Origin of the sequence: Dyadobacter pollutisoli (assembly GCF_026625565.1) — a bacterium.
In the GTDB taxonomy this organism is placed as follows: domain Bacteria; phylum Bacteroidota; class Bacteroidia; order Cytophagales; family Spirosomataceae; genus Dyadobacter; species Dyadobacter pollutisoli.
In genome coordinates this window covers 5,015,990-5,039,743 of record NZ_CP112998.1, presented here as the reverse complement: position 1 = coordinate 5,039,743, position 23,754 = coordinate 5,015,990, and the positions used below count along the sequence as shown (strand labels likewise).

14 protein-coding genes are annotated in these 23,754 nt (G+C 49.3%); 10 read left to right on the top strand and 4 right to left on the bottom strand.

Going from position 1 to position 23,754, the window contains the following annotated elements:
• Positions 1–63: 63 nt before the first annotated feature.
• Positions 64–1,518 carry an alpha/beta hydrolase-fold protein gene (locus ON006_RS20480; protein WP_244823720.1) on the top strand — a complete coding sequence of 485 codons (1,455 nt, stop codon included), beginning with the start codon at positions 64–66 and terminating at the stop codon, positions 1,516–1,518.
• A gap of 107 nt (positions 1,519–1,625) precedes the next feature.
• Here the strand turns inward: ON006_RS20480 and ON006_RS20475 are convergent, their stop codons facing one another.
• The 4 genes from ON006_RS20475 to ON006_RS20460 all read right to left on the bottom strand — a co-directional run bounded on the left by ON006_RS20475 (position 1,626) and on the right by ON006_RS20460 (position 8,260).
• Positions 1,626–2,507 (bottom strand): HEPN domain-containing protein, encoded by an 882-nt coding sequence (locus ON006_RS20475; RefSeq protein WP_244823719.1) that lies wholly within the window; start codon positions 2,505–2,507, stop codon positions 1,626–1,628.
• A gap of 248 nt (positions 2,508–2,755) precedes the next feature.
• Positions 2,756–3,559, bottom strand: a complete 804-nt coding sequence (locus ON006_RS20470; RefSeq protein WP_244823718.1) for an SDR family NAD(P)-dependent oxidoreductase — start codon at positions 3,557–3,559, stop codon at positions 2,756–2,758.
• 48 nt (positions 3,560–3,607) lie between these two features.
• Positions 3,608–5,314, bottom strand: a complete 1,707-nt coding sequence (locus ON006_RS20465) for a TolB family protein (protein WP_244823717.1) — start codon at positions 5,312–5,314, stop codon at positions 3,608–3,610.
• Positions 5,315–5,371: 57 nt separating this feature from the next.
• Positions 5,372–8,260, bottom strand: a complete 2,889-nt coding sequence (locus tag ON006_RS20460) for a TonB-dependent receptor (RefSeq protein ID WP_244823716.1) — start codon at positions 8,258–8,260, stop codon at positions 5,372–5,374.
• A 383-nt stretch (positions 8,261–8,643) separates the two neighbouring features.
• Between ON006_RS20460 and ON006_RS20455 the strand changes: the two genes are divergently transcribed.
• The 9 genes from ON006_RS20455 to ON006_RS20415 all read left to right on the top strand — a co-directional run bounded on the left by ON006_RS20455 (position 8,644) and on the right by ON006_RS20415 (position 23,494).
• Entirely contained in the window at positions 8,644–9,423 is a 780-nt protein-coding gene (locus tag ON006_RS20455; protein WP_244823715.1) for an NUDIX hydrolase, read from the top strand.
• A 213-nt stretch (positions 9,424–9,636) separates the two neighbouring features.
• Positions 9,637–10,212 carry an RNA polymerase sigma factor gene (locus tag ON006_RS20450; protein WP_244823714.1) on the top strand — a complete coding sequence of 192 codons (576 nt, stop codon included), beginning with the start codon at positions 9,637–9,639 and terminating at the stop codon, positions 10,210–10,212.
• Positions 10,213–10,323: 111 nt separating this feature from the next.
• The gene (locus ON006_RS20445) at positions 10,324–11,334 is read left to right on the top strand and encodes a FecR family protein (protein ID WP_244823713.1); all 1,011 of its coding nucleotides are present in this window, start codon (positions 10,324–10,326) and stop codon (positions 11,332–11,334) included.
• Between the two features lie 160 nt (positions 11,335–11,494).
• Positions 11,495–14,971: a SusC/RagA family TonB-linked outer membrane protein gene (locus ON006_RS20440; protein WP_244823712.1), complete on the top strand. Its 3,477-nt coding sequence runs from the start codon at positions 11,495–11,497 to the stop codon at positions 14,969–14,971.
• A 12-nt stretch (positions 14,972–14,983) separates the two neighbouring features.
• A complete protein-coding gene (locus ON006_RS20435) occupies positions 14,984–16,450 on the top strand; it encodes a RagB/SusD family nutrient uptake outer membrane protein (protein WP_244823711.1) in 1,467 nt (488 codons plus the stop codon).
• A 12-nt stretch (positions 16,451–16,462) separates the two neighbouring features.
• Positions 16,463–18,346 (top strand): glycoside hydrolase family 97 protein, encoded by a 1,884-nt coding sequence (locus tag ON006_RS20430; protein ID WP_244823710.1) that lies wholly within the window; start codon positions 16,463–16,465, stop codon positions 18,344–18,346.
• Positions 18,343–21,342 (top strand): ThuA domain-containing protein, encoded by a 3,000-nt coding sequence (locus ON006_RS20425; protein ID WP_244823709.1) that lies wholly within the window; start codon positions 18,343–18,345, stop codon positions 21,340–21,342. The genes ON006_RS20430 and ON006_RS20425 overlap by 4 nt, the downstream gene beginning before the upstream one ends.
• Positions 21,343–21,677: 335 nt before the next feature.
• Complete coding sequence (locus ON006_RS20420; protein WP_244823708.1) at positions 21,678–22,217, top strand: RNA polymerase sigma-70 factor; 540 nt, start codon at positions 21,678–21,680, stop codon at positions 22,215–22,217.
• A gap of 83 nt (positions 22,218–22,300) precedes the next feature.
• Entirely contained in the window at positions 22,301–23,494 is a 1,194-nt protein-coding gene (locus ON006_RS20415; protein WP_244823707.1) for a FecR family protein, read from the top strand.
• The last annotated feature ends 260 nt before the right edge of the window (positions 23,495–23,754 follow it).

Genomic DNA, 23,754 nt, shown 5'->3' with positions numbered 1-23,754 from the left:
GTTGTAACGTTTTGGCTTTGTGGTCGTCTATGGTTTCAAACGGATCATATTCATCACCTGGCCATGAAATTAATTGTCATTATTTTTCTATTATTTGCTCCGTTTGTAACGGCTACTGCGCAGCAATTTAAAGTCACATACACCTCCTCAGCATTTAAAGGGCCTTTTTCGGGTAATGTCATTCTGTATTTGTCCCCAAAAAATGAGCAACCGAAGAACCACTCGGGCTGGCCGGTTTACCGTATGCCGGTGGATCACATTGAGCCAAATGAGCCGATCATATTTTCTGATTCTTCGCTCTCCTACCCAACCCTGCTATCCAGGCTGCAACGCGGGGAATATTATATGCAGGTAGTTTGGGACCTCAATCGCGACGGACGGGTAATTGGAAGAAGCACGGGGAATGTATTCAGCGCAGTACAAAAAATCCGGCTGAATGATCCCGACGAAATTTTTACAGTGGTATGCGACCAGCTGGTCCCCGAGCCCGTTTTCACTGAAAGCAAATTTGTGAAGCATCTCAATGCGCCGTCAGCGCTGCTCAGCAAGTTTCATAAAAAGCCAGTTGCACTGAAGGGAGCAGTCATACTTCCCAGTCAGTATTATGAGGAACCGGACAGGCGATTTCCGGTTTATTTCATGGTAGGGGGATTTGGAGGCGATCATTATCATTATTCAAGCACGGTCAGCAGCGATACAATGCCGTCTGTCCCGTTGGACACGATGGCTGTTATCAAGGTCTTTCTGGATGGCGATTGTTCATTGGGGCATAGCACTTATGCGAACAGCGACAACAACGGGCCGGTTGGCGACGCCTTCGCTACCGAAATGATCCCCTGGTTAGACCAGAAATTCCGGACCAATGGCGGCCGGGTTATCCGCGGTCATAGCAGCGGCGGATGGACTGTGGTTTATCTGCTGACACATTATCCCCAGCTGTTTGCAGGAGGTAACGCAAGTGCGCCCGATGCCGTGGATTTTCATCGTTTTACGAAAACAAACCTTTACACGGACACCAGCCGGATAGAATTTGTAGACGCATTAACGATAGGTAAGAAACCCGACATTGAAGTTATTTACGACCGCCCGAATATCGCCCACAGCATAGAGGATATTATTTATCGTGGCGAGCAAAATGTGTCTTTCGATGCCGTGTTTGGCCCAAAAGGAAAAAATGGCTTGCCCAGACCACTTTATAATTCCGCAACAGGTAAGCTCGACAAGGAGGTGTTCGAACACTGGAAGCGGTATGACCTGACGCAATATGTTATCAGGAACTGGCCCAGGCTCGAAAAAGATCTGGCCGGTAAACTGCGCGTTTCTGTTGGAAATGAAGACAATGCGTTTTTGAATATTTCGGCAATGCTGATGGAAGCCGAAATGAAAAAAATCGGCGCGGATATCCGGTTTGATTATTACCCTGGCAATCATTTCACGGTCGTTACGCGCGAATACCGCAAAGACGAGGATATGTGGCTCAAAAAATGCTATCTTGAATGGCTTGCCCGGAGGAAATAGATCACGTAACCAGTTCATGCGATTCTTCATTGTGCATTCGCATCAGCTCCCTGTTTGATATATAATTAGCCGAATCGCGGCCTGTATGAAAGTTTTGAATAATGGTTTTACTCGGCAGACTGATCATTGGCAAATTGTGCAATCCGATCTCTACAAACCTGCTCCGTCAAATCTTTCAGCAATGTAACCCGACTGCCAAGGTATTCCAATTCCCCTTTTTCAATCATGTAGTTCCTGTTGTAACGCGCATCGATGTACGCTTTTTTGAGAAGGATAAATAGTCGCTCTTCTTCGGCTGTTTTTCTTGGAAAAACGGTTGCAAAGTTGGTATTCAGTTTCTCGACCTGAGTTCCCAATATCTCAATGTCGTGAATTCTTGGCTTGTAATCAGTGAAAACTAGCAAGATGCCAGCATAAAATCTTTCAGTCGCTTGGTGAAGTTGAAAGGCAGCAATTTTATGATAGTCAAGATCAGTTTCGCCTTTCGAAAGGAAAATCTCAAAGGCTTCTAAAAAGTGCTTTGCAGATTTGAACCAATGTTCAAATTCCTCCGTCGATTTTTCCACCCGTTGCGCCGCATTGAGATTTTTAGGTTCGGACAAAGTGAATTTCCCGGAATCGAAAAGCAAAACTCCTTCTTTCAAAATATCCACAAAGAAGTAATAATTCCGCTCGATCTTGTCATTTACAAAACCAATGCTGTGATAGATGATGCTCGTCCTCGTGATTTCCTCATTGGCCATCAGTTCCTCCTCCAGTTCACGTGATTTCTTGACTTGCTTTGCCGAATTTTTGTCTTTGGTGACGATCAAAATATCAAAATCACTTACATACTCATACTTCTCCTGGTAATCCTCAACCCAGTCACCCCGCGCATAGCTGCCAAAGAGAATGATCATTTCGGCCGTGACTTTGTCGAGAACAATTTGGGTAAGCGCTTTTAATTGGTCTTGCTTGTTTTGTGGGAGATGAGATAAGGAGGTTTTCATTCGTGTGTGGTGATTTTTGAAATTTCGGTAAGATACAAAATTTCAAAACTCAATGTCATTTCCATTGACTTGTACCCTAATGCTCAATCGCCATCGTCCGCACTTTTCCATTCTCAAAAGTATAGACGTGAAATAACAACCTATCACTCAAAATTTCATCTCTCAGATTCTTAATAATCTGACGGACTACAACCAACTTGTTCTTTGTCGCCTACCGCTTCCCTGTTCGGGTGGTTAATAGTCAGGTGTTACCCCAGCAAGGATCTCATTTTCCGCTGAATCAGATCGGCGGCGTATTTGGGATTGAGGCGGGAAAGCTTATCCATCATCCAGGCGTCCTGTCCTACCACCACACGAAATTTGTTTTTTTCGATGCCGGAAAGGATCTGCCCGGCGGCAAGCCGGGCAGGGATTGGTTTGAACTTCGCTTCTCCGCCTGCCTCAGCCTTGGGCATTGCCAGACCGGAGTTTTGCATGATGTTTGTCGCAATAGCACCCGGAAAAATGACCGTTACCCTGACGTTGGTATCCTTCAATTCCGCATACAGGCCTTCCGTGAGTAGTTTTACCGCCGCTTTCGCCGCGCCATAGATCGTCTGTCCGGGAACCGGCAAAAAGCCGCCCATACTCGACACGTTGGCAATGTGCGCCTCCGGGCGTTGCAGGAGAATGGGCAAAAAGGCTTTGGTAAGGTATAATGTGCCATAAAAATTGACCGCCATAACCCGGTTAATATCTTCCATCGTCAATTCAAGAACGGGCCGGAAAGGCTGAATAATGCCGGCATTGTTGATGATCCCGTCGACATTGCCAAAGTGAGTGAGTACCTCTGCCGGAAATGCATTTACCTTTTCCTGATTGGTAATGTCCAGCTGGAAGCCTTTGAATTGCCCGTGCCCCGTGCCGATAATCCGGCCCGTTTCACCGAGGGTTTCGGGGTTAATATCCACCCCGGCGACATTTGCCCCGCGTTGTGCCAATTGGATGCTCAGTTCCCGGCCGATACCTCCGCCTGCTCCGGTCACGACGATGGTTTTGTTTGCTAATTGCATGGTTATGTTTTTAATGGGTCAATGAAAACGCGTCAGGATCTACCTGACTTACCGAAGCTCATTCGGTACACCTGTCGGAAGACCTTTTGTGAGATCTACTTCAATTTTCCGGTTTCCGAGTTGTGCCTTAATGGTGCCTGAGCCGCGTTTATTGACATAAAACTTAACATCATCGACTTTAAGATATCCTTTTTGTTTGCCCGTCACCTGAATGTCGGCGTTCCAGATTGCGTCATAAAACGAGGCCGGAACAATCGTTTCCGATCCATTCAATACATAAGCGCCGTCATCGGAAAAATCAACATACTCGATTTTGAAAGTTGAAGGTCCAGCCGATGCCGCACCCTCTGATGCAGGTTTTTGATTGGTAATGTTGGCATAACCAGAAACCAGTCCGACCAACTTTCCTTCTGTGCGCTTTGAGTTATCCAATGGCTTAATGTCGGCCAGATTGGTTGCCCAGTCCATGGTTGGGGTTACAATTTTGAGCGGGGTAGTCGGCTTTCTCGATGTAAATGTGATCATTCGCAGGCGGCCCATTTGTTCCCCTGTTTTGACCTTTTTGGGATCTTTTTGCTCCCAGAAAATGCCCCGGGTACTGCTGGGGTGCCAGGTCAGGTTGCCAAAGTGGTTGTATTCGGTGAGGTTATCCGATGCTGTTGTCAGATTTTGTCCGGTATATCCTTCTTCCGGTAGGCGGGCACGGTCGCCATACTGGTCGGTCATGGTAAGGCCATAATACCGCCTCGCATCCCGGAACCCACTGATCTCTTCGTTTCTCCATTCCGCAATCCCGGGCGCCAAAGCATTGTTTACGATCAATGGGCGGGGGATAAGGCTGAATGCATCCATCCGCGTCGTATGCCGGTGCGACTGAAAGATTACCCATTTGCCATCGGGCGAAGGATACACGCCCTCATCATAGCTGAAATGCCTTGTGAACCTGCTTACGTCTCCATTGGTCAGGTCGATTTTGGCGATATCGAAATTGCCTGCTTCGAATGCACTGATCGTGGTCAGATACTGTCCCATTCCGGCAAAGCTCTTCACCTCGCCGCCTCCAAAAAAGAATGGTCTGAAATCCGCCGCGCCTTCCAGGGTCACCTTATCGCCTGAAATCACTTTTGTTTTCGCCAGTTCATAGTGGTCGCCTTTGGCGTCCGAGACGCGCGTCAACTCGCTCACCAGCACCAGTGCACTTGGCATAGGCCTGGCCACCAGCAGCGTGTAAGCTACGTGGAGCCCATCCTGAGACATGTTGCTGGCGATCCGGGCCAACGTTTTTCCTCCCGGGACGGTCGGATATACCAGGGGCAGAATTTTGGCCTGTTTGCAGTCCAGCACCGACGGGCTGCATTCCAGAATGCCCGTTGGCGTGTAAATGCGCTTTCCGTCCGGAAGCGGCACCGGCATTTCGCCGCCAATATTCTCCGGCAAATCGCAGGTAAGGCACTTGAAACCGGTGCCATCGTCTTTCATAATGGCCAGATTGGATTTCTTTGCACCTGCCATTGTGACTTCCATCACCAGGTGTTTGGCATCGGGCAGATAGTTCACCAAAACCGCGTCTATGACACTTTCGGGCAGCGGAATAGTCGATACTTTGAACGGTTCCGGCTTCGGAGGTGGCGGAAGCTTTGGTACCAATGCATAATTCTTGTCCTGATTGGGCACTTTTTGCCCTTCGCTGACCGTGGGTAAATGCAGCGCACAGGCCACAACGCATACCCACGTCAAGTAAGTTGATTTTTTCATTGAGAAACAATTGGTTTAATGAATAATACTGAGCCGTTTATACGCTGGCACCGGCGTTCAGAACGTGTAAGTGGCTGTCAGAAAATAAGAGCGGGGAGGTAAGCTGAGTGTAAAAAATACAGCGTTGGGATTGCCTTCCAGCTGGGCCTTTGTAAAGCCCTGGGTGTTCAGCGAAGCAGGGAAACCGCCCGGCGCAGACCATCCCATAATGCCGTTTTGATTGAATACATTATTGATATTAGCCTGAATCTGCAATTTGCGGGAAACGTTGTAGCCCAGGTTCAAGTTGGTCTGGTCGAAGCCCGGCAGGTAAAACACATTCGCTACGTTACCGGCGCGCTTGCCCAGGTACGACCAGTCGATCGAGCCGTACAACTTATCCGAGGTGTAGGTGGGCGAAATGCGCAAAATCGTGCGGGGTGCGAAATCGGTTTCATTGCCCGAGTAACTTTTGATCTGATCATCAGCCTTTCCGTTCCCGTTGAGCACCCAGGTATTGAAGTCCACAGCGGTCGATTTCTGGAACGTTGCGACAGCACGTACGCTCAATTCTTTCGTCAGGCCATAAGTCCCCTCGATCTCAATTCCCTTGGTTTCAAACTTGTTGTAAAGAACGGCCGTAGCATACACAGAGGTTACGTCCGCCGATTCCTGGCCGAGCGCCTGCTGAGGTACATTGCCGAGGACACTGTAAAACGGCGTTACGAAAAGTGAAAACCGGTCTTTTTTAGCTTTAAAACCCGCTTCATATTGCTGCGTTCCCTGTGCAATTGGGTTGAGGTAATCAGCATTGTTGGAAGCATTCACATTGAGGTAGATACCCAGATCGGGCGCTTTGCGGCCCCGCGAGTACCGGGCATAAACGGCCAGGTGATCACTGAGCTTGTAGTTCAACCCCGCCGAATAAGATATCGTTTTGACCGTTTTGTCATAGGGTAAAGTCGCATTGACGGCCCCGCCCATATTGTCATACAAGGTCAGAGGATTTTTATCCGTCCCTCCGTCTGTCGAAGTCGTCGCCCCTGCGATCTGATTGCTACCGCTTACGTTTATACGTTCGAAGCGGATTCCCCAGTCTAAGTTCAGCTGAGGGGTGATCTCCCAGTTGTGCCCGAAGAAGCCTGCGAACTGATTCTGCTTCAGGTCGAAGATATTGGTTGCCACGCTCCTGCCTGAACCGCCCGTAATGCCGTCCGGATTGGTGACCTGGTACGTTTTCCCCTGCATATCGGTGTAGACAATCGCCGTCGGCTGCGGGCGCGGGCTCAGCATTAACCCATACATACTTCCGATCCCGCTCGGATTGAGCCTTTTGACCGTCGCGTGCGCAAAATACAGGCCTCCGGTGAAGCTCATGTGGCTAAGCCGTTTCGTCAGCGTCAACTGATCGATGGTTTCCTTTACCCGGTTATCAAAAACAATTAATGGATTGAATAACAGGGAGTTCTTCTGGACCTCGCCACCGGGCAGGCTGCTGTTGTTCACCGTAAATTTAAGACCTGCTGGTGCCCCGTTCACGAAATTGATGCCCTGGGTAACGTTGGCCAGCTCAGTACCCGTTGCCAGGTCACGAAACGAATAGGTGCCTAATTTGCCCGCCAGGTTGTTCACGCCGTAAAAGGTTACATTATCGATCGCAAACGGATAAGGGATCGAAGTAGTGTTCCAAAAGGAAGTTTTGTAGGAATAGCGGATCTTGTTGTCTACCGTCCAGCCTTTTCCGAAGCTATGGTCGATATTGAAGCCGACCGACAGGTCTTTCGAATGAATTTTATCGCGGGAATCATAGCTACCCTTTTCACCGGTTTGGTTAATGGTATAATCTGCCGAAACGGGCGGGATCAATACCGAATTGGTTTGTTTGATCCCCGGCGCCAGGTGCGGATTGTTAAAATCGACCGTCGGCAGTTGTTCAAACCAGGCATTGTGATCATTCAAATACTTAGCATACAATTTCAGGGAGCCGGTTTTGAGATGTTTCACCACATTCGCTTTGATCTGCCCTCCATTGTTCATCGGATAGCCCGGATAGCGGGCACCATTGTTTTGCCGCCAGAAACCTCCCGCATTGTAAGTGAGCGTTTTATCCCTGCTCAGCGGGCCGCCAATGTTGACATCCGCCCGGTAATAAGGGTTACGCCCATTGCCTTCCAGCCCAAACTTCGCCCGGGCCTGCGCCTCGAATGACGGGCCGCCTGTTTTGGAAACGTAATTGAAAATCCCTCCCGGCGCATTGTTGCCCAGGATCGATGCAGTTCCACCGCGAACGGCTTCCAGTTTACCCAATGTGAGATCGGGACGCAGAAAATAATCCGGACCATAATTCCCATAGGTTGCATTGGTGACGGGCAGCCCGTCTTCCTGCATCGAAACATAGTAATATCCGTTTGACACATCGTTCCCACCGACATTTACGCCCCTGGAACTCACAGTATTACGAATTTCACCTGTCGAGGAGTTGACATACACACCCGGCACATTCCTCAGCAAATCGGCCGCACTCAAGGGGGCCTGCATCTGAATAAGTTTGGACGAAAGGACGGATATGGCCACAGAAGACTCCATCCGGCTTCGCTTGTCGAAAACCCCGGTAACAATTACTTCGTCGAGGTTCGACGCACTTTCTGTAAGCGTCACATCAATAACCGTCTGAGAACCAACCGATACCTCTTTACCTACAAACCCGATAAAACTGAACACCAGTGCCGTAGCCGGGGTAAGTCCCGACAGTTCGTAGCTTCCGGATCCATCGGTAACGGTTCCCTGGGCGGAACCCTTCACTTTCACACTGACACCCAGCAGCGCTTCACCTTTCCCATCCACCACTTTTCCACGAACCGCGGATTGCGCCGACGCCGCATGGTAACTGATAATGGACAGGAAAACAAATCCAACAATTGGCCTCAAAACCCTTTTGAGCCAGGAAAAGTAGAGATGCTTATTCATCTATAAAATGGTTATGGTGTACAAAGCAGGTCACTGGTTATCGGGAGAATAACCGGCAGTATAAGTGTGTTTGGAATAGCGAAAATGCAAAACGGTATCAGCAACCTTCCGCATGAAGGCTGGCAAAAAGGCAATTACATTTACTTATTACAAAAGCTTGATTAAAAGTGGTTTACAGTCGGATACAAATAATAAATCATACTTGACTCCACAAATGTAAAAGAAAAATATTATCATTATCTACATAGGGAGATAATATTTTTTTCAAAAGCTTCATATTCTCTATCAATGTAGATATTAAGCATTATTTCTATATATTTGAGACCTCCCCGACGTCGGAAATTCACGCGGGGCAGGCTTATATGCAGGGGAAAACAACCAGTATGGAATCAGTAAGTGATAAGAATTACATCGAACAGGTGTCCGTTGAATGTGTCATCCTGGGTTACCAGAACCGGCAGCTCAAAGTGTTGGTGCCCAAACTCTCTTTCAAAGGAGATTTCTGGGGGCTGCCCGGCGGGTTCGTTTATCAGGAAGAAGACACCGACGACGCGGCCAGGCGCATACTCTATGCCCGCACGGGAATCAGGGACGTGTACTTGGAACAATTTCAAGTGATGGGAAAGGCTGATCGGAACAGTCGCGCTTTTTTGGACCGGATGATCGAACTGAATGCAGACATATTTAATAATCCATTAGCCGAGGGAGAATCGAGCCGCCGCGACTATGACTGGTTTACGCGTCGCTTCATATCCATTGGTTATTACGCCCTGGTTGACATGAATCAGGTAGTTTCGCAAAAAACGGATCTTGATGCTTCCATCGAATGGTACCCGATCCAGGAGCTGCCACAGATGATCATGGACCACAACCAGATCGTGAAAAATGCATTAAAAACACTCCGCCTCACGCTCGACCAAAAACTGACTGCATTCAACCTGCTTCCTGAAACATTCACCATGCAGGAAATTCAGGACCTGTATGAGGCCATTTTTGACAAGCGTTTCGCCCAAAACAACTTCCCCAAACGGATTCTGCGCCTCAACGCCCTCGAACGCCTGGAAAAGAAATACACCGGCGCCGCCAACAAAGCACCGTATTTGTACCGGTTGGACAGAGAGCGGTGTAACCAATTATTGGATGAGGACCTGTTTCTCGAATAATAGAGGAAGTCCGGACCATTTTTTTCACACATCCCATCTGGAACATGAGTAAGTACCAGTCCTGGCCCACACCTGCGTATAGCTATAATCGGTAGGGATACTGGGGCATTTTAGTTCAAAATTCTCTGCCCAAGGCCTTTTTTGAGTCTCAAATTAGGACATAACTTCTTTATTTTTTTGTTATTTTTGTTTCTTTACCTCGAAACACCTGGCATGCATACCCACGAGAACGCGACGGACGATGAGCTGGCAACCATGCTAACGGATGGCTCGGAGGCGGCATTTGACCTGATTTATGAGCGCTACTGGAAAAAACTCTACAATGAAGCCTATAAAAGGATCAATGACTCGTCGGATAGTGAGGAAATTGTGCAGGATGTATTTGTCGATCTCTGGAACAAAAGGGAAAGCAGGCATATCGAAAACCTGCGTGGGTACCTGCTCGGCGCGGTGAGATACCAGGTTTTTGCGATCTACCACAAGCGGAAAAATTTGCCGGCTTTCGAGGAGCCGCTTGACTATATGGCCCTTTCCAGCGACGATGCGGATTCCAATTTTCTAAGGGACGAATTACTTTCGAGCATTCATGACTGGCTGGAAACACAGCCCGAAAAACGGCGCGAGATTTTCAGGTTACGCTTCCTGGAAGGGCTCTCCACACTGGAAATTGCCGACCAGCTGGGCATTTCCCGGAAAACGGTGCAAAACCAGCTTAATACCTCCCAGCAAAACCTTCGGGAGAGCATCGGAAAGCTTCTTACTCTTCTCATTTTACTGCTTCGGCCATAGCTCTGCGCGCGCCAGCGGCCTTGCCACAAAAAAAAATTTAAAAAAATCACAAGTTTGCTTGGGACTTTTTGGTGAATTCCTGCACTGGTAAATAAACAGCGTTTTATAAACATGTCAAGCAGAAATAGGAATAAGTTCAGGTCGATAGTCGGGAGGTATCTCAGAGGGGGTGCCGATGAGGAAGAAGTCGACATGATCGAAAAATACTATAAGCTTTTTTCGGGTAAACCGGATCAGCTTTCCAAGCTTTCGGAAGAAGAGCTGGCGGATGTACGCGGAAGAATGAAGGACAATATTGCAAAGCGCATTGCTGTCCAGCCAGCGCGGTCGCGACCATTGTGGAGTGGCGCTTTCTGGCGCGTGGCTGCGGCGATCCTTATCCTGATCGGCGCGGGCTGGGTCTTCTTTGTTGTAAAGCAACAGCGGGAACCGCAAGTCAGCGTTTTGGTCTCGAAAACCATCATCCAACAGTCTGTAAAAGGGCAGACGAAGTTTGTAATGCTGCCGGATGGGAGCCGGGTGGTGCTGCACGGCGATACGCGGATCGAATATGATCGCGATTTTAACAGCAAAACCCGGGAAGTGTCACTCACCGGCGAAGCTTATTTTGATGTGGTGCATATAAATACGAATGGTCAGAAACCACGTCCGTTTGTGATCAGGACGGGGAAAATCAGGACGACGGTGCTCGGTACTGCATTCAGCATTAAATCACTGCCTACTGGAAGTGAAGTGGTGGTGACGGTTACACGGGGTAAGGTGCGGGTGGATGACGGAGAGAAACACACGAGCTTACTGACGGCGAACCAGCAGATGACCTACAATACCCATACGACCGTCGCGGATGAAAAGGCTGTAAAATCGCAAGAGCTCACCGCCTGGGTACAGGCAGATATGGTGTTCGAGGAGACACCTTTCGGAGAGTTGGCGGAGATGCTGGCCAAACGCTATGACGTAAAGATCGCCTTTCAAAATCCGCAGTTGCAAAAATGCCTGATTACAGGCCGGTTTTCAGGGACGGAAACCCTGGAAGAAGTCTTTAAAGTACTGACCCTAACCAGCAATACAAAATATGCCCTGGACGGTGGTGAACTGGTGTTAAGTGGCGAAGGCTGCCGTTAAATTGACTGATAACTAAATTCTTATGAAACAGAAATCCATCCATCCCGGCCGTGCCCCGTAGCTGCACGGCAATCAAGTAAAAAGCTCCCCGGCCTTGGACAGCGATAGGGAGCTTTTGAATAGAAAATTCGCAGTACAAATTTCTAGACAATACAAATATATGAAAAAACCTATATCCGTAGGCAGAAGAACCATGCCTGACCGGCAGCGAATTTTGTGCCTATATCTTTTCAATTTAATGAAGATCAGCGTTTATGGAATCGGCGTACTAATCATGGCAACCCAGCTGCTTCTGGCGGGGACGAGCGGTGCGCAAGACATAAGGGAAGCTAATGTAACCATGGGTTTGGAGAAGTCCTCCCTGCGGGACGCGCTTCAAAAACTTCAACAGGAATCGGGATATAATATCTTTTATTTATCGAAGGCTGTGTCGCCTTTTGATAATATTACGCTTCATAGGGAATCGCGGACGGTCCAGAAGACGCTGGAACTGATCCTGGACCGGACTAACCTACTGTTCAGGCAGGAAGGCAAGAACATTATCCTAACAGAACGGGAAGTACAAGTCCCCGAACTCAAAACAAGGGCCCCGATCCGGGGTAAGGTAACGGACAAGGACGGACAGGGGCTGCCGGGGGTGAGTGTGATCATCAGAGGGACCAGTCAGGGGACCATTACGGACCAGAATGGCAGCTATAACCTGGAAATTGAGCAGGATAATGCGGTGCTGATATTCAGTTTCGTGGGCTATGTGGCCCAGGAGCTGGAAGTGGGCAAGCGCGAAGTGCTCGACGTTGTGCTGGCGACGGACGAAAAGGCATTGGAAGAAGTGGTAGTCGTCGGCTATGGCACCCAGAAAAAGGTAAACCTGACCGGCGCGGTCAGCAATGTGACCGGCTCCGAACTGACTACCCGGCAAGCTCCCAACACCACTTCGCTGTTGCAGGGAAGAATGCCAGGCGTGCAGGTGACACAAAACTCCGGACAACCGGGAGCGGAAAACGCCAGCATTCAAATCCGCGGACAGGGTACCTTCAGTGGTGCTGGAAACGATCCGCTGATATTGATCGATGGGGTGGAGGGTAACCTCAACAACGTCAATCCTAACCAGATCGAAAGCATTTCCGTATTGAAAGATGCTGCGTCGGCTGCTATTTACGGCTCGCGGGCGGCAAACGGGGTTGTTCTCGTGACTACCAAAACCGGTACGGCTGGAAGATTGAATGTCGATTACAGCTATAATTTCGGTAGCCAAAAAGCCACTTCCGTCTACGACCGGATCACGAATTCGGTGCAGTTTATGGAGCTGCTCAATAAGGCCATTGCACACACAGGAACGAGTACCAACCAGCTTTACACGCCGGCGCAAATTGAAGAATACCGTCAGGGAAGCGTTACAAATCCTGCCCAGTACCCGAGCTTCGACTGGATGGACGCCATTTTTCGCACATCCCCGGTGCAGCAGCATTACCTGAGCGTGAATGGTGGCAAGGAAAATACGACCTATAATTTCGGAGCGGGCTTTCTTGATCAGGACGGGATTCTGATCGCGACGGGCTACAAGCGGTACGATGCCCAGTTCAATTTCAAGACAACCCTTAATAAAAAATTGGCCTTTGGTACCAACCTGGCTTTCTCAAAAGGGGACCGAAGGGAAACTGCATTGAATACCCAGTTTGACGGCAATTCCACGGAAGACCAGATTCTGAGCGCATTGGCAGCGCACCCCACATTTACCCCGAAACTGCCTGATGGCAGTGGCCGGTATGCGGCCAAAGCTTACATTCAAGAAGGTGGTAACAAAAATCCAGTCGCATTGGCTGAAAATGGCGGCAGGTATGTCAGGAATTACTACGCGCTGGCATCGGCGTTCCTTGATCTCGATATTTTGCCGGGTTTGAAAGCGCAGATTAAAGGTGCGGTCAAGTTTAATAACAGGCAAACGAAAGTGCATGTAGTGGGTATACCGGCTTACATGTTCCTGCCCGACGCTAGTGGCCAGTATTTGTACAACACGCAATGGAATGGGACAGTAGGTGAAAACAACCTGACGGTCCGCAACGAAAATGACGTCCAGTACACGGTTTTTGGTACATTAAATTACACGAAAAAAATCGGTGAAAATCACAACCTGAATGCATTGCTTGGGGTAAGCCAGGAAACTTTCCGGTATGACCGCTTGCAGGCTTTCAAACGGAATGCACCTTCGAACGACTTGCTGGAACTGGGGGCCTATTCGCCCGGTGGGCAGCTGGCTGACGGACTGGCGTACGAATGGGCGCTCCGATCGGTATTCGGCCGGGCTACTTACAATTTCAAAGAAAAATACCTGCTGGAAGGAAATTTCCGGTACGACGGCTCGTCGCGCTTCCCGGATGGCAATAAATGGGGCTTTTTTCCGTCGGCGTCGGCTGGGTGGAGAATTTCGGAAGAGGAGTTTTTGAAACCGGTCCACTGGCTGGAAAGCCTCAAAGCGCGCGCCTCGTGGGGGCAGGTGGGTAACCAGAACGTGAACCGGTCGCTGGGCGGCGAATCGATGCCTTATCCGTATCAGCAGGTACTCAATCCGGTTGTGTACAATATTGGCGGCTCATTGCAGCAGGGTGTGACGCAAACCGACCTCATCAACCGCAACATTACCTGGGAAACTACAACCGTAACCGACGTCGGCATTGATTTCGGGTTGTTCCGGGCCTCGGTGTTCGGTAGTATCGATTGGTATTCCAAAAAGACGACCAATATCCTGAGACCTTTGCAGGTGCCCGACTTTATCGGAGTTGCCGGTCCGACGGTCAATCTGGGGGAAATGAGTAATACAGGTGTTGAACTTTCGCTGGGTTATCAAAGCAGGGTCAAGGACTTCCGTTACAAGATTCAGGGGAATTTTGAAACCTATAAAAACAAGGTTGTGAAGTTCGGAGCCCGCGAAGTGAATAACGGCAACGGCACGGTAACCCAGGAAGGGCTGCCCTATAACTCCTACTTTATGTACGTTTTTGATGGCATTTACCAAAACCAGGGAGAAATCGACAATGGCCCGACTCCATTAGTGAAACCAAAGCCGGGCGACATGAAGTACCGCGACATCAGCGGCCCCAACGGCGTGCCGGATGGGAAGATCACCACCGATGACCGCATGGTTGTGAGCGGCGCTTTCCCCAAGTTCAACTACGGACTGACCTTCCATGCAGATTATAAAAACTTTGACCTTGGAATCTTCCTGCAAGGTGTACAAGGGCGTAAGATTTACATTAAAGAGTGGGGGATTGCTCCATTCCGGCAGGCTGGCCCGCCGCCTACATTCTGGGAAAAAGCCTGGGATGGTGAAGGGACCTCTAACACGATCCCGCATATTTTTAACGAAAACTACGCGCCTAATACCCAGGTTTCCGACTGGTGGCTGCAAGATGCTTCCTATCTGAGGTTGAAGAACGTCCAGCTGGGTTACACTTTCCCGGCAAAACTGGTCAACCGCTTGAAAATACAGACGCTGAGATTGTACGTGTCGGGGGATAACCTGCTCACATTCACGAAGTTTTTCGAGGGGATAGATCCCGAACGGGCGGCGGCAAGCGGTAGGGCGGCTATTTATCCGCAAGCCAAAATTCATTCATTTGGTGTTAAAGTCACGTTTTAATTCAGTAATGCTATGACAACCAGATATTTAAAAAATATATTTCTGCTAATATTGATCACGGCGGTATTCGCCTGCAAGGATACATTAGATAAAAATCCGCTCGGCAGCCCCAACTCCGAAAACTTCTGGAAAACGGAAACGGAAGCCAACAAAGCATTGATCGCCTGCTATGCCAAGCTCAAAGAGCCCATCATTTCCAACGGCCCGGCCCAGAGCGGCAACTTCCTTTTTTGGGAATCGTTGTCAGACAATGCTTCCAATACTTCCGGTTATGAGTCGTTCGACGTCGTGATGAGAGGGGAGCACAATTCGGCTACGACCGGGATCGTCAGTAAGTCGTTCACCATCGGGTTTCAGGGAATCGCCGCGTGCAATTATTTCCTGGCCAATATCGACCGGGTAACTGCCACAACTGACGCCGTTCGCAACCGGATGAAAGGGGAAGCATTGTTTTTAAGGGCCTTTTATTACAATGACCTTGCCCAGCTTTATGGTGACCTGCCACTGATTCTCGAACCGGCTAGCCTGGACGATAACATCCGTGCAACGCCAAGAGCGCCGAAGACGGACGTGGTAGCACAGATACTGAAAGACCTGGATCTTGCCATTTCCTATCTGCCCGCCACCGCGTATACGGACGGGCGTGCAGTGAAAGGTTCGGCGATTGCATTAAAAACAAGGGTATTGCTCAACAACGAACGGTTCAGCGAGGCAGCCGATGCGGCATGGAGCCTGATTGGCGATCCTGCCAACCCATTCAAACTGGCCGATAACTACGCCGGGATATTCTTTGGAAACCAGCTCAATAACCGGGAAATCATGTTTTCTGTCCAGTTTAAAGCGCCGGACGACTACCATTCGCTCGACCAGGTGATCGGGGCGCGGATGTCGGTGTTTCCCACGCCCGAACTTCGGGATGCTTATGAGCCTAATGATCCCCGCAGAAAGATGACCATTTTTGAAGCGGGCGACCCCTGGGCGTATAATCCGGCTGGTTTTAAGCAAACCGGAAGTCTTGCGGAAGGGCAAATTCCTTATACCGGTATGGCCTTCAAAAAATGGGTGAACCCGGCGATCAACAATGGCTCCGGCTCAACGCTTAGCGAGCAGCATATGGTAAAAATCCGCTATGCCGACTTGCTCCTGATGTATGCCGAAGCAATGTTCGAAAGTGGAAAGGGAAGCGACGCCAATGCATTGAAAGCATTAAACGATGTAAGGGCAAGGCCGGGCGTAGGAATGCCGCCCAAAACAGTCCTCACGCGGGATGTGATCCGGAACGAGCGGAGGGTTGAACTTGCTTTCGAAGGATTGCGCTACAATGATCTGGTACGCTGGAAGATAGCCGACAAAGTTATTCCACAAGTGGCTTATGATGCCAAGGGAACCAAACGGAAATTCAAATCCAGCCTGTTGCCCATCCCCCTGGGCCAAATGGACATTATGAAGGGGGTATGGACACAAAATGCAAATTATTAAGGACTGAAAAATATGTTGTGTATAAAAAGAATAATGGTGCTGGTGCTGCTGGCATCCGGGAGAGTATTTGCCGCAGATCAGGTGTCTGTCAAGAGTCCTGATAATAAGATTTCGTTCCATATTTTTACAAAGAGCGATTCGCTGTATTACCGCATTTCCTATGATAACAAGGATGTTATCGAAGCTTCGCCGATCAGAATGTCGCTGGATGCGGAGGCCATTACCGGCAAGGTGAAATTGGGCAAAGCCGATAATTATAAAGTGAACGACGAATATCCCTGGAACGGCGTTCACTCGGTAGCGAAAAGCCATTGCAACGGCTCGAAAATCGATATTAGCAGCGGCGCAATGCATTATACGCTCGATGTGCGGGTGTTTAACGACGGCGCCGCATTCCGGCTCATCGTTCCGGGCAAGCCGGAAGCAAAACGCATTGCCGACGAGTCCAGCGTTTTCAAATTACCTTCCGGCACCACTGCCTGGTATCATGACCTCTATATGCATTATGAAGGAGAATATGCCCGGAAAGGCATGGACACCGTCAAAGCAGGGCAATGGGCGGCCCCTTCGGTTACGTTCCGGTTGCCCGAGAGTCAGGTTTATCTTTCGGTTACCGAAGCAGATCTCAAAAACTACGGCGGAATGGCCTTGCAAACCGACGGCAACCGGGGAATGGTGCTGCGGTTACCTCAAAGCCAGCCCACTTCTTATCCATACAAGTTGCGGTACAGTGCCGAAGACGTACTCCGGCTTTCCCAGCCAGCTGCCATTAGCGGCACTGTCACCACACCCTGGCGGGTAGTGATGATCGCCAACGGGTTGAATGCATTGGTAAACAACGATTTGTTGCATAACCTCTGCCCGCCGCCGGACCAGAAACTCTTTCCGAAAGGCATCAAAACCGAGTGGATCCAGCCAGGGCCGGCGGTGTGGAAGTATCTTGATGGAGGCGGCGAGGGTACGTTGGAAACCATGAAGGAATATTCCCGGCAGGCAGCGGAACTTGGTTTTAAACACAATATCCTCGAAGGTTTTTGGAAAAAATGGCCCGAGGCCGACCTTCGGTCCCTGGTGGATTATTCACGTGAAAAAGGCGTTCACATTTGGCTTTGGGAGCATTCCAAGGAGCTTAGGGATGCGAAAGTCCGCCAGGCGTTTTTCAAGCGTTGCGATGAGCTGGGCATCAGCGGCTTGAAAATTGACTTTTTTGATCACGAGGCAAAGGAGGAAATTGACCTCTATGAATCGATCCTCAGGGAAACGGCGGAACAGAAAATCATGGTGGATTTTCATGGAGCCAACAAGCCAACCGGCAGGGAACGCACGTGGCCCCACGAGCTGACCCGCGAAGCTGTGAAGGGAATGGAGGCCAGTAAGCTGAAAGACCGAGCCGGGCACAATGTAACCTTGCCATTTACCCGCTTCGTGACCGGGCATGCGGAATACACGCCCGTGCATTTTGGCGAGCGGAGGAAAAACACCACCTGGGCGCACCAGATCGCCAGCGCTGCCATTTTTTCGGCACCTTTGCTGACTTATTCGGCTAGTCCGGAGCATTTGCTGGCCAATCCGGCTGTGGAAATGATCAAAAGCATTCCGAGTGTGTGGGACGAGACGATCGTGCTGCCGGGCTCTGCTATCGGGGAGGCGGCGGTGTATGCTCGCAGGAGCGGGAGGAGCTGGTTTTTGGCTGTGATGAATGGCGCTGTGGCAAAAAGTTTGGACATTTCGCTGTCCTTTCTGGGCGACGGCACATTCAATGCTTCGGAAGTAAGGGATACTGATGGAAATCCGGCGAGCGTCACGCTTGGAAAAGGAAGCTACAACAAGAACAGTACTATACGGCTGAACCTCGCCGAAGGCGGTGGCTTCATCGCGAAATTCGATCACCCATGAACCACATTTTTCGGACCACAACGATGCAACGGATTTGCCTTTTGACGATTATCCTGCTCTGTTTTTTGCGAGAGGGAAATGCCCAAGACGGGAATGCCCGGCAAATATATGCCGGGCGCTATAAGGCGATCTTCACAAGTCCGCCTGCGAAAGTACCTACATCCAAAACACCGGACGGGCCGTTGGCGGGAAATGGCGACATTGGTTTGACGCTCGGCGGCAAACCGGACAAACTGGTTTTTTACCTCGGGAAAAACGATTTCTGGCGGGCATACCCCGTTTATCCGGGCGGCGGCATTGCCCTGCCCGGCTGGTTGGAAATGAATATTCCGGCGCTTTCCGGTGCTGATTATTATGCCGAGCAAATACAGGACAAAGCGGAAATAGTTGCAAAGTTTGCCAAAAATGATCTCTCGGTACGGGTTAATACCTGGGTCTCCGCGACAGCCAATACCGTTGTCGTAGAACTCGAATCGGACAAGGCCTCCTCCATGAACTTCGCGCTCAAAGCGGCGGAGGGAAACACCTCTGTAAATGCTAGTGGCGTTGAGGGGAATGCTTATTGGGTTACCCGTTCATTTGAAAATACGCCGATGCTGGCATGGCCGTCGCATGTGGCGATGGCTGTAAAAGTGCTGGGAGCAAAGCCGGATAAGACCGGAAATGTTGATTTGAAACCCAATACCAAAGTCACCTTGGTCGTCGCGATGTATACCAATTTCGACGCAAAAGATTGGAAACAAAAGGCGATTAAAGTTGCGAATACAGCAACGGAGACCACCATAAATCAATTAAGAAAAGACCATTATGCCTGGTGGGAGCGGTTTTGGGAGGAGTCGGAGGTACAAATAGGGGACCCGTTTCTTGAAAAGTACTACTATGCGTCGCAATACCTTTTCGGGGCGACTTCGCGGGGCAACAAATTTGCCCCGGGGATTTGGGGGCCGTTTATTACCAAGGATTCCGCTGCATGGGGCGGGGACTATCATTTGAATTACAACTACCAGGCACCTTACTGGGCTTCCTATTCCTCTAACCACATCGACGAAACCGACAATTTCGATAAGCCCCTGCTCGATTATATGGAACATGGGAAGGAACATGCCAAAGCGCTTCTGGGCATTCGCGGGATCTATTACCCGGTCGGGATCGGCCCGCTGGGGCTCGTCACCACGCGCTGGCCGCTGACGCCCGATGAGATGGAGAAACGGTATGCGTCGAGGGAAAATACGATCGACGGAGGATACAAGTTTCTGGGGCAGAAGGTCAATGCGGTGTTCAGCGTCGGGAATATGCTGATGCGTTTTTACAGTACATACGACGCTGCCTACGCCCGTAAAGTGTACCCGTACATGCTCGAATGCGCGAATTTTTGGGAGGATTATCTCAAATTCGAAAACGGGCGCTACGTCATTCAAATGGACCACTATAACGAGGTGATGCCGAACCTTAAAAACAAGGGACAATGGCGTCAGCTTTTGGGCGATTTCAATTCCACATTATCCGTCGGATTGGTCAAAATGCTTTTCAAAGGCATGATCGACGTAAGCACTTTTCTGAAAGTAGATACGGCAAGGGTTCAGAAGTGGCAGCACATTGTGGATCATATGAGCAAGTTCACGATTGGCGAGGTCGATGGCCAGCCGAGCCTTAAAAATGTGGAAACCAGCCCTTCCCCGACGCACAGCCGCGTTGAAGGCCTGGCCAGGGTTTCCATCCACGGATTAATCTTACCCTCAGGCATATGCGGACCTAAAACCGATTCGGCGTTCAACCGCATCCTGCTGGGTGACATTGGCCGCTGGAAAGACAAAATGAAAGGCCCGGGAGAGTGGGCAAACACGCTCGGTAACGGAATCGAAACTTGTTTTCCCGCGGCGGTGCGGGTAGGGTATGACGCCGATGAAATCATGCGCCAGCTCACCGACCGGATCAAACGTCAGTCGCTGCCAAACCTCTGGATTACTGCGGAAGGCGGCGGGATCGAGACGCTATCGGCCGTTCCGTTGACGATCAACGAAATGATGATGCAAAGTTATGAGGGGATATTAAGAGTGTTTCCAAACTGGAACAAAGCCAAAAACGCCAGTTTTAATCAGTTGCGGGCGTATGGCGCATTCCTGGTGAGCAGTCAATTGGAACAAGGGGAAATTAAATTCGTGAAACTTTTGAGTGAAGCCGGACGGCCATGCATCGTCGAAAATCCGTGGCCTGGACATTCGGTGCAATTGCTGCGAAACGGACAGAAGGCGGAACGGCTTAGCGGCAGCCAGTTTTCTTTTCCAACGAAGCGCGGGGAACGTTTGGAGATGGTTAAGATCCAGGCACAGCATAAGTCTCGTTTACTCATCATTACCGGAGGCCACGGATTCAAAAAGGTGCAGTTCTACAATATGCTGGATTCGTTGGGTGATTTCAGCTATGACAAAATAGAGCAGCCGAAAGCCAACGAACTCATCGCTTCCCCGGAGGTGGACAAATACGACGCCCTGGTGTTTTATGACCTGGCCGACTCGATTACCGCGCCTCAGAAACGGGCCTATTTACAGCTCTTGAAAAAAGGTAAGGCAATGATTTTCCTGCATCATGCCATGGTTTCTTATCAAAAATGGGATAAGTTTCAGGAAATCCTTGGAGGGAGGTATTATGCCGACCCTGTGGTCGTGAATGGTGATACACTGAGATCCACTTACCAACACGGCGTGGTCATTCCGGTAAAAATCGAGGACCGGAACCATCCTATTACCAGAGGGCTCAGCGATTTCGAAATATATGACGAAGTGTACGGAAATTTCGGCACTCAACCCACAATCCGGCCTCTGCTCAGCACTACACATCCGCAAAGTTCAAAATACATTGCCTGGACCAACCCATTCGGCGGAAGTGAAGTACTTTTCATACAACTCGGCCACGGACCGGAGACATTTGCAAATCCTAATTACAGAAAATTATTACGGCAAGGGATCGAATGGTCGATACGAAAACATGCGCGGTGATGGCGTATGGAAATCAACCCACCATTATTAGCGCTACATAGTTCCTTTATAATTACAGGGAACATCTTGCGGATACTTTGGCGATGTGGGACTTACGTTGAGCGACTTTTACCTTTCATAATGCACCAAGATTGTCAATACAGTATCAGTATATGATAATACGGGATAAGTAAATGTATTTATAACTGGTTTTATTTGTACAATTCTCTGTTTGTTTTTTGGTTTGGGGCGGACAGTCACGGGCGAGTGGGTACTTTTGGTGCAGATTTTAAGCGAAATTCTCTTTTTTAATAATGGGTTCTTGCCGTCAGTATAGTGATTTAGAGCTGGCTAGGATGATTGCAACGGATGATACCCAGGCATTCTCCGAAATTTATAGCCGTTATAAAGGCGTGCTCTATTTGCATGCTTTCAGAATGCTGGGTAACGAAGAGGAGGCCAAGGATGTCTTGCAGGACCTGTTTACTACGATCTGGACTAAAAGACATGACATTAATCACATTGCATCGTTTTCGTCTTACCTGTACAAGGCACTTCGCAACCGAATATTTGATGTGATGGCACACAAAAAAGTTGAACAAAAATACATCGACTCGCTAGCCAGGTTTATGGAGGAGGGAGAATGCATTACCGACCAGCAAATACTGGAAAAAGAACTTACGCAGGTCATTGAAAGTGAAATTTCCCTGCTGCCACCGAGAATGCGGGAAGTGTTCGAGTTGAGCAGAAATGCGGATCTCTCGTACAAGCAGATTGCAGAGGAACTGCACATATCCGACAAAACGGTAAAAAAACAAGTCAGTTCCGCCCTGCACATTTTGAGACATAAGATCGACGTAGCTTTCATTTTTGCCCTCATTTTGTTGAGAAATTGAAAAAACTGATAATTTTTTCCAAATAGTCTACTACTTCAACCTGACCTCGCCGTCTTACATACACTAAGCAGAAAACTAGTGTAATGGACGAATCTTTCGCAAGGGACTTATTACAGAAATACAGGGACGGAACCCTGACCGACCAGGAAATGGCCATGCTGGAAAGCTGGTATCTACACAGGGCAAAGTCCGCAAGCATTAATGTGGATGCCGAACAGCTGGAAAAACAGCTCGATACGGTATGGGAGTCGCTGCCCGTGAATCAGGAGAAGGTTCTGCGCAAAAGGGCGCGTGTCATTTCGTTGTTAAAATGGACGGCAGCCGCAGCGTCCGTGGTGATTATCGGCACAATTGGGCTGAATTTCTTACGTGACGCAACCACTCAACCGCCAGTCAACAATCCTGTACTTGCAACGGACGCGGTGCCAGGCGACAATAGGGCAAAACTGACATTGGCTAACGGACAAAGCATCATGCTTCATGAAGCCGACAATGGGAAGCTGGCCCAGCAGGGGCAAAGTGCCGTCATCAAAACCAGGCAGGGAGAAATCGTTTACAAATTTGAAAAGCAGGATACGAATGCCAATTCCAGCGATCTGGCGTTCAATACGATCAGCACGCCCAGGGCCGGGCAGTACCATGTCAAACTTCCTGACGGAACAGGGGTTTGGCTTAATGCCGCGTCGTCCATTCGTTTTCCCACCGTTTTTTCAGCGGAGGAAAGGGTAGTGGAAATCATGGGTGAAGCCTATTTCGAAGTAGCGAAGGTTTCAAAGAATTCGAAACGGCTGCCTTTCAAAGTGAAGTCTGGTACTCAGGTGATTGAAGTGCTCGGCACGCGTTTCAATGTGAATAGCTATGCCGATGAAGGGGCGATTAAAACAACGCTGCTGGAAGGGAGTATCAAATTGAATGCGGGCAGTGGAGACGATAAGGGCGTGCTGCTCAAACCAGGTGACCAGGCCCGGCTCCTTATAAGTTCCAGGAAAAATGAAGGCCAGGCAATCCGCCCATTCGTAGTAAATCAAATAAATACCAGGAATGTAATTGCGTGGAAGGAAGGCTATTTCAGGTTTGACAATGTAGGATTGCCGGAATTAATGAGGCAATTGTCGCGGTGGTATGACGTGGACGTGGTCTACGAAGGCAACGTGAAAGAATATGAATTTGTAGGCCAGATCGAACGGAATACCAACCTTTCAAAGGTACTCCGGATACTGGAATTGGGAGACGTGCATTTCAGAATTGACAATAAAAAGATAATAGTGACTAACTAAACCTGATTCTGTTACTTAACCCCTTTGCTATGGTAAAATAAAAAACTGGTGATCAATGAGACACCAGGCCAAGAAAAAGCCGCTTCAGTTCGGACCTGAAACGGCTGGTGGCCTGGAACTGCCCCAACCCGCAAAGCGGGCCGTGGGGAAAACTGCGCTTTTAGGAAAACAACAATTTTTGCAATTCAAACCCAAACAAAAATATGCAAAATATTTTACACAGGAAAGTAACGTATGTAACCAACCGTTATTTCTTAAAA

Coding starts and splice junctions, on each gene's coding strand:
- ON006_RS20460 (WP_244823716.1), bottom strand. CDS start 8,260: ATGAATAAGCATCTCTACTTTTCCTGGCTCAAAAGGGTTTTGAGGCCA.
- ON006_RS20450 (WP_244823714.1), top strand. CDS start 9,637: ATGCATACCCACGAGAACGCGACGGACGATGAGCTGGCAACCATGCTA.
- ON006_RS20420 (WP_244823708.1), top strand. CDS start 21,678: ATGATTGCAACGGATGATACCCAGGCATTCTCCGAAATTTATAGCCGT.
- ON006_RS20425 (WP_244823709.1), top strand. CDS start 18,343: ATGAACCACATTTTTCGGACCACAACGATGCAACGGATTTGCCTTTTG.
- ON006_RS20445 (WP_244823713.1), top strand. CDS start 10,324: ATGTCAAGCAGAAATAGGAATAAGTTCAGGTCGATAGTCGGGAGGTAT.
- ON006_RS20440 (WP_244823712.1), top strand. CDS start 11,495: ATGAAAAAACCTATATCCGTAGGCAGAAGAACCATGCCTGACCGGCAG.
- ON006_RS20415 (WP_244823707.1), top strand. CDS start 22,301: ATGGACGAATCTTTCGCAAGGGACTTATTACAGAAATACAGGGACGGA.
- ON006_RS20430 (WP_244823710.1), top strand. CDS start 16,463: ATGTTGTGTATAAAAAGAATAATGGTGCTGGTGCTGCTGGCATCCGGG.
- ON006_RS20455 (WP_244823715.1), top strand. CDS start 8,644: ATGGAATCAGTAAGTGATAAGAATTACATCGAACAGGTGTCCGTTGAA.
- ON006_RS20435 (WP_244823711.1), top strand. CDS start 14,984: ATGACAACCAGATATTTAAAAAATATATTTCTGCTAATATTGATCACG.
- ON006_RS20465 (WP_244823717.1), bottom strand. CDS start 5,314: ATGAAAAAATCAACTTACTTGACGTGGGTATGCGTTGTGGCCTGTGCG.
- ON006_RS20475 (WP_244823719.1), bottom strand. CDS start 2,507: ATGAAAACCTCCTTATCTCATCTCCCACAAAACAAGCAAGACCAATTA.
- ON006_RS20470 (WP_244823718.1), bottom strand. CDS start 3,559: ATGCAATTAGCAAACAAAACCATCGTCGTGACCGGAGCAGGCGGAGGT.
- ON006_RS20480 (WP_244823720.1), top strand. CDS start 64: ATGAAATTAATTGTCATTATTTTTCTATTATTTGCTCCGTTTGTAACG.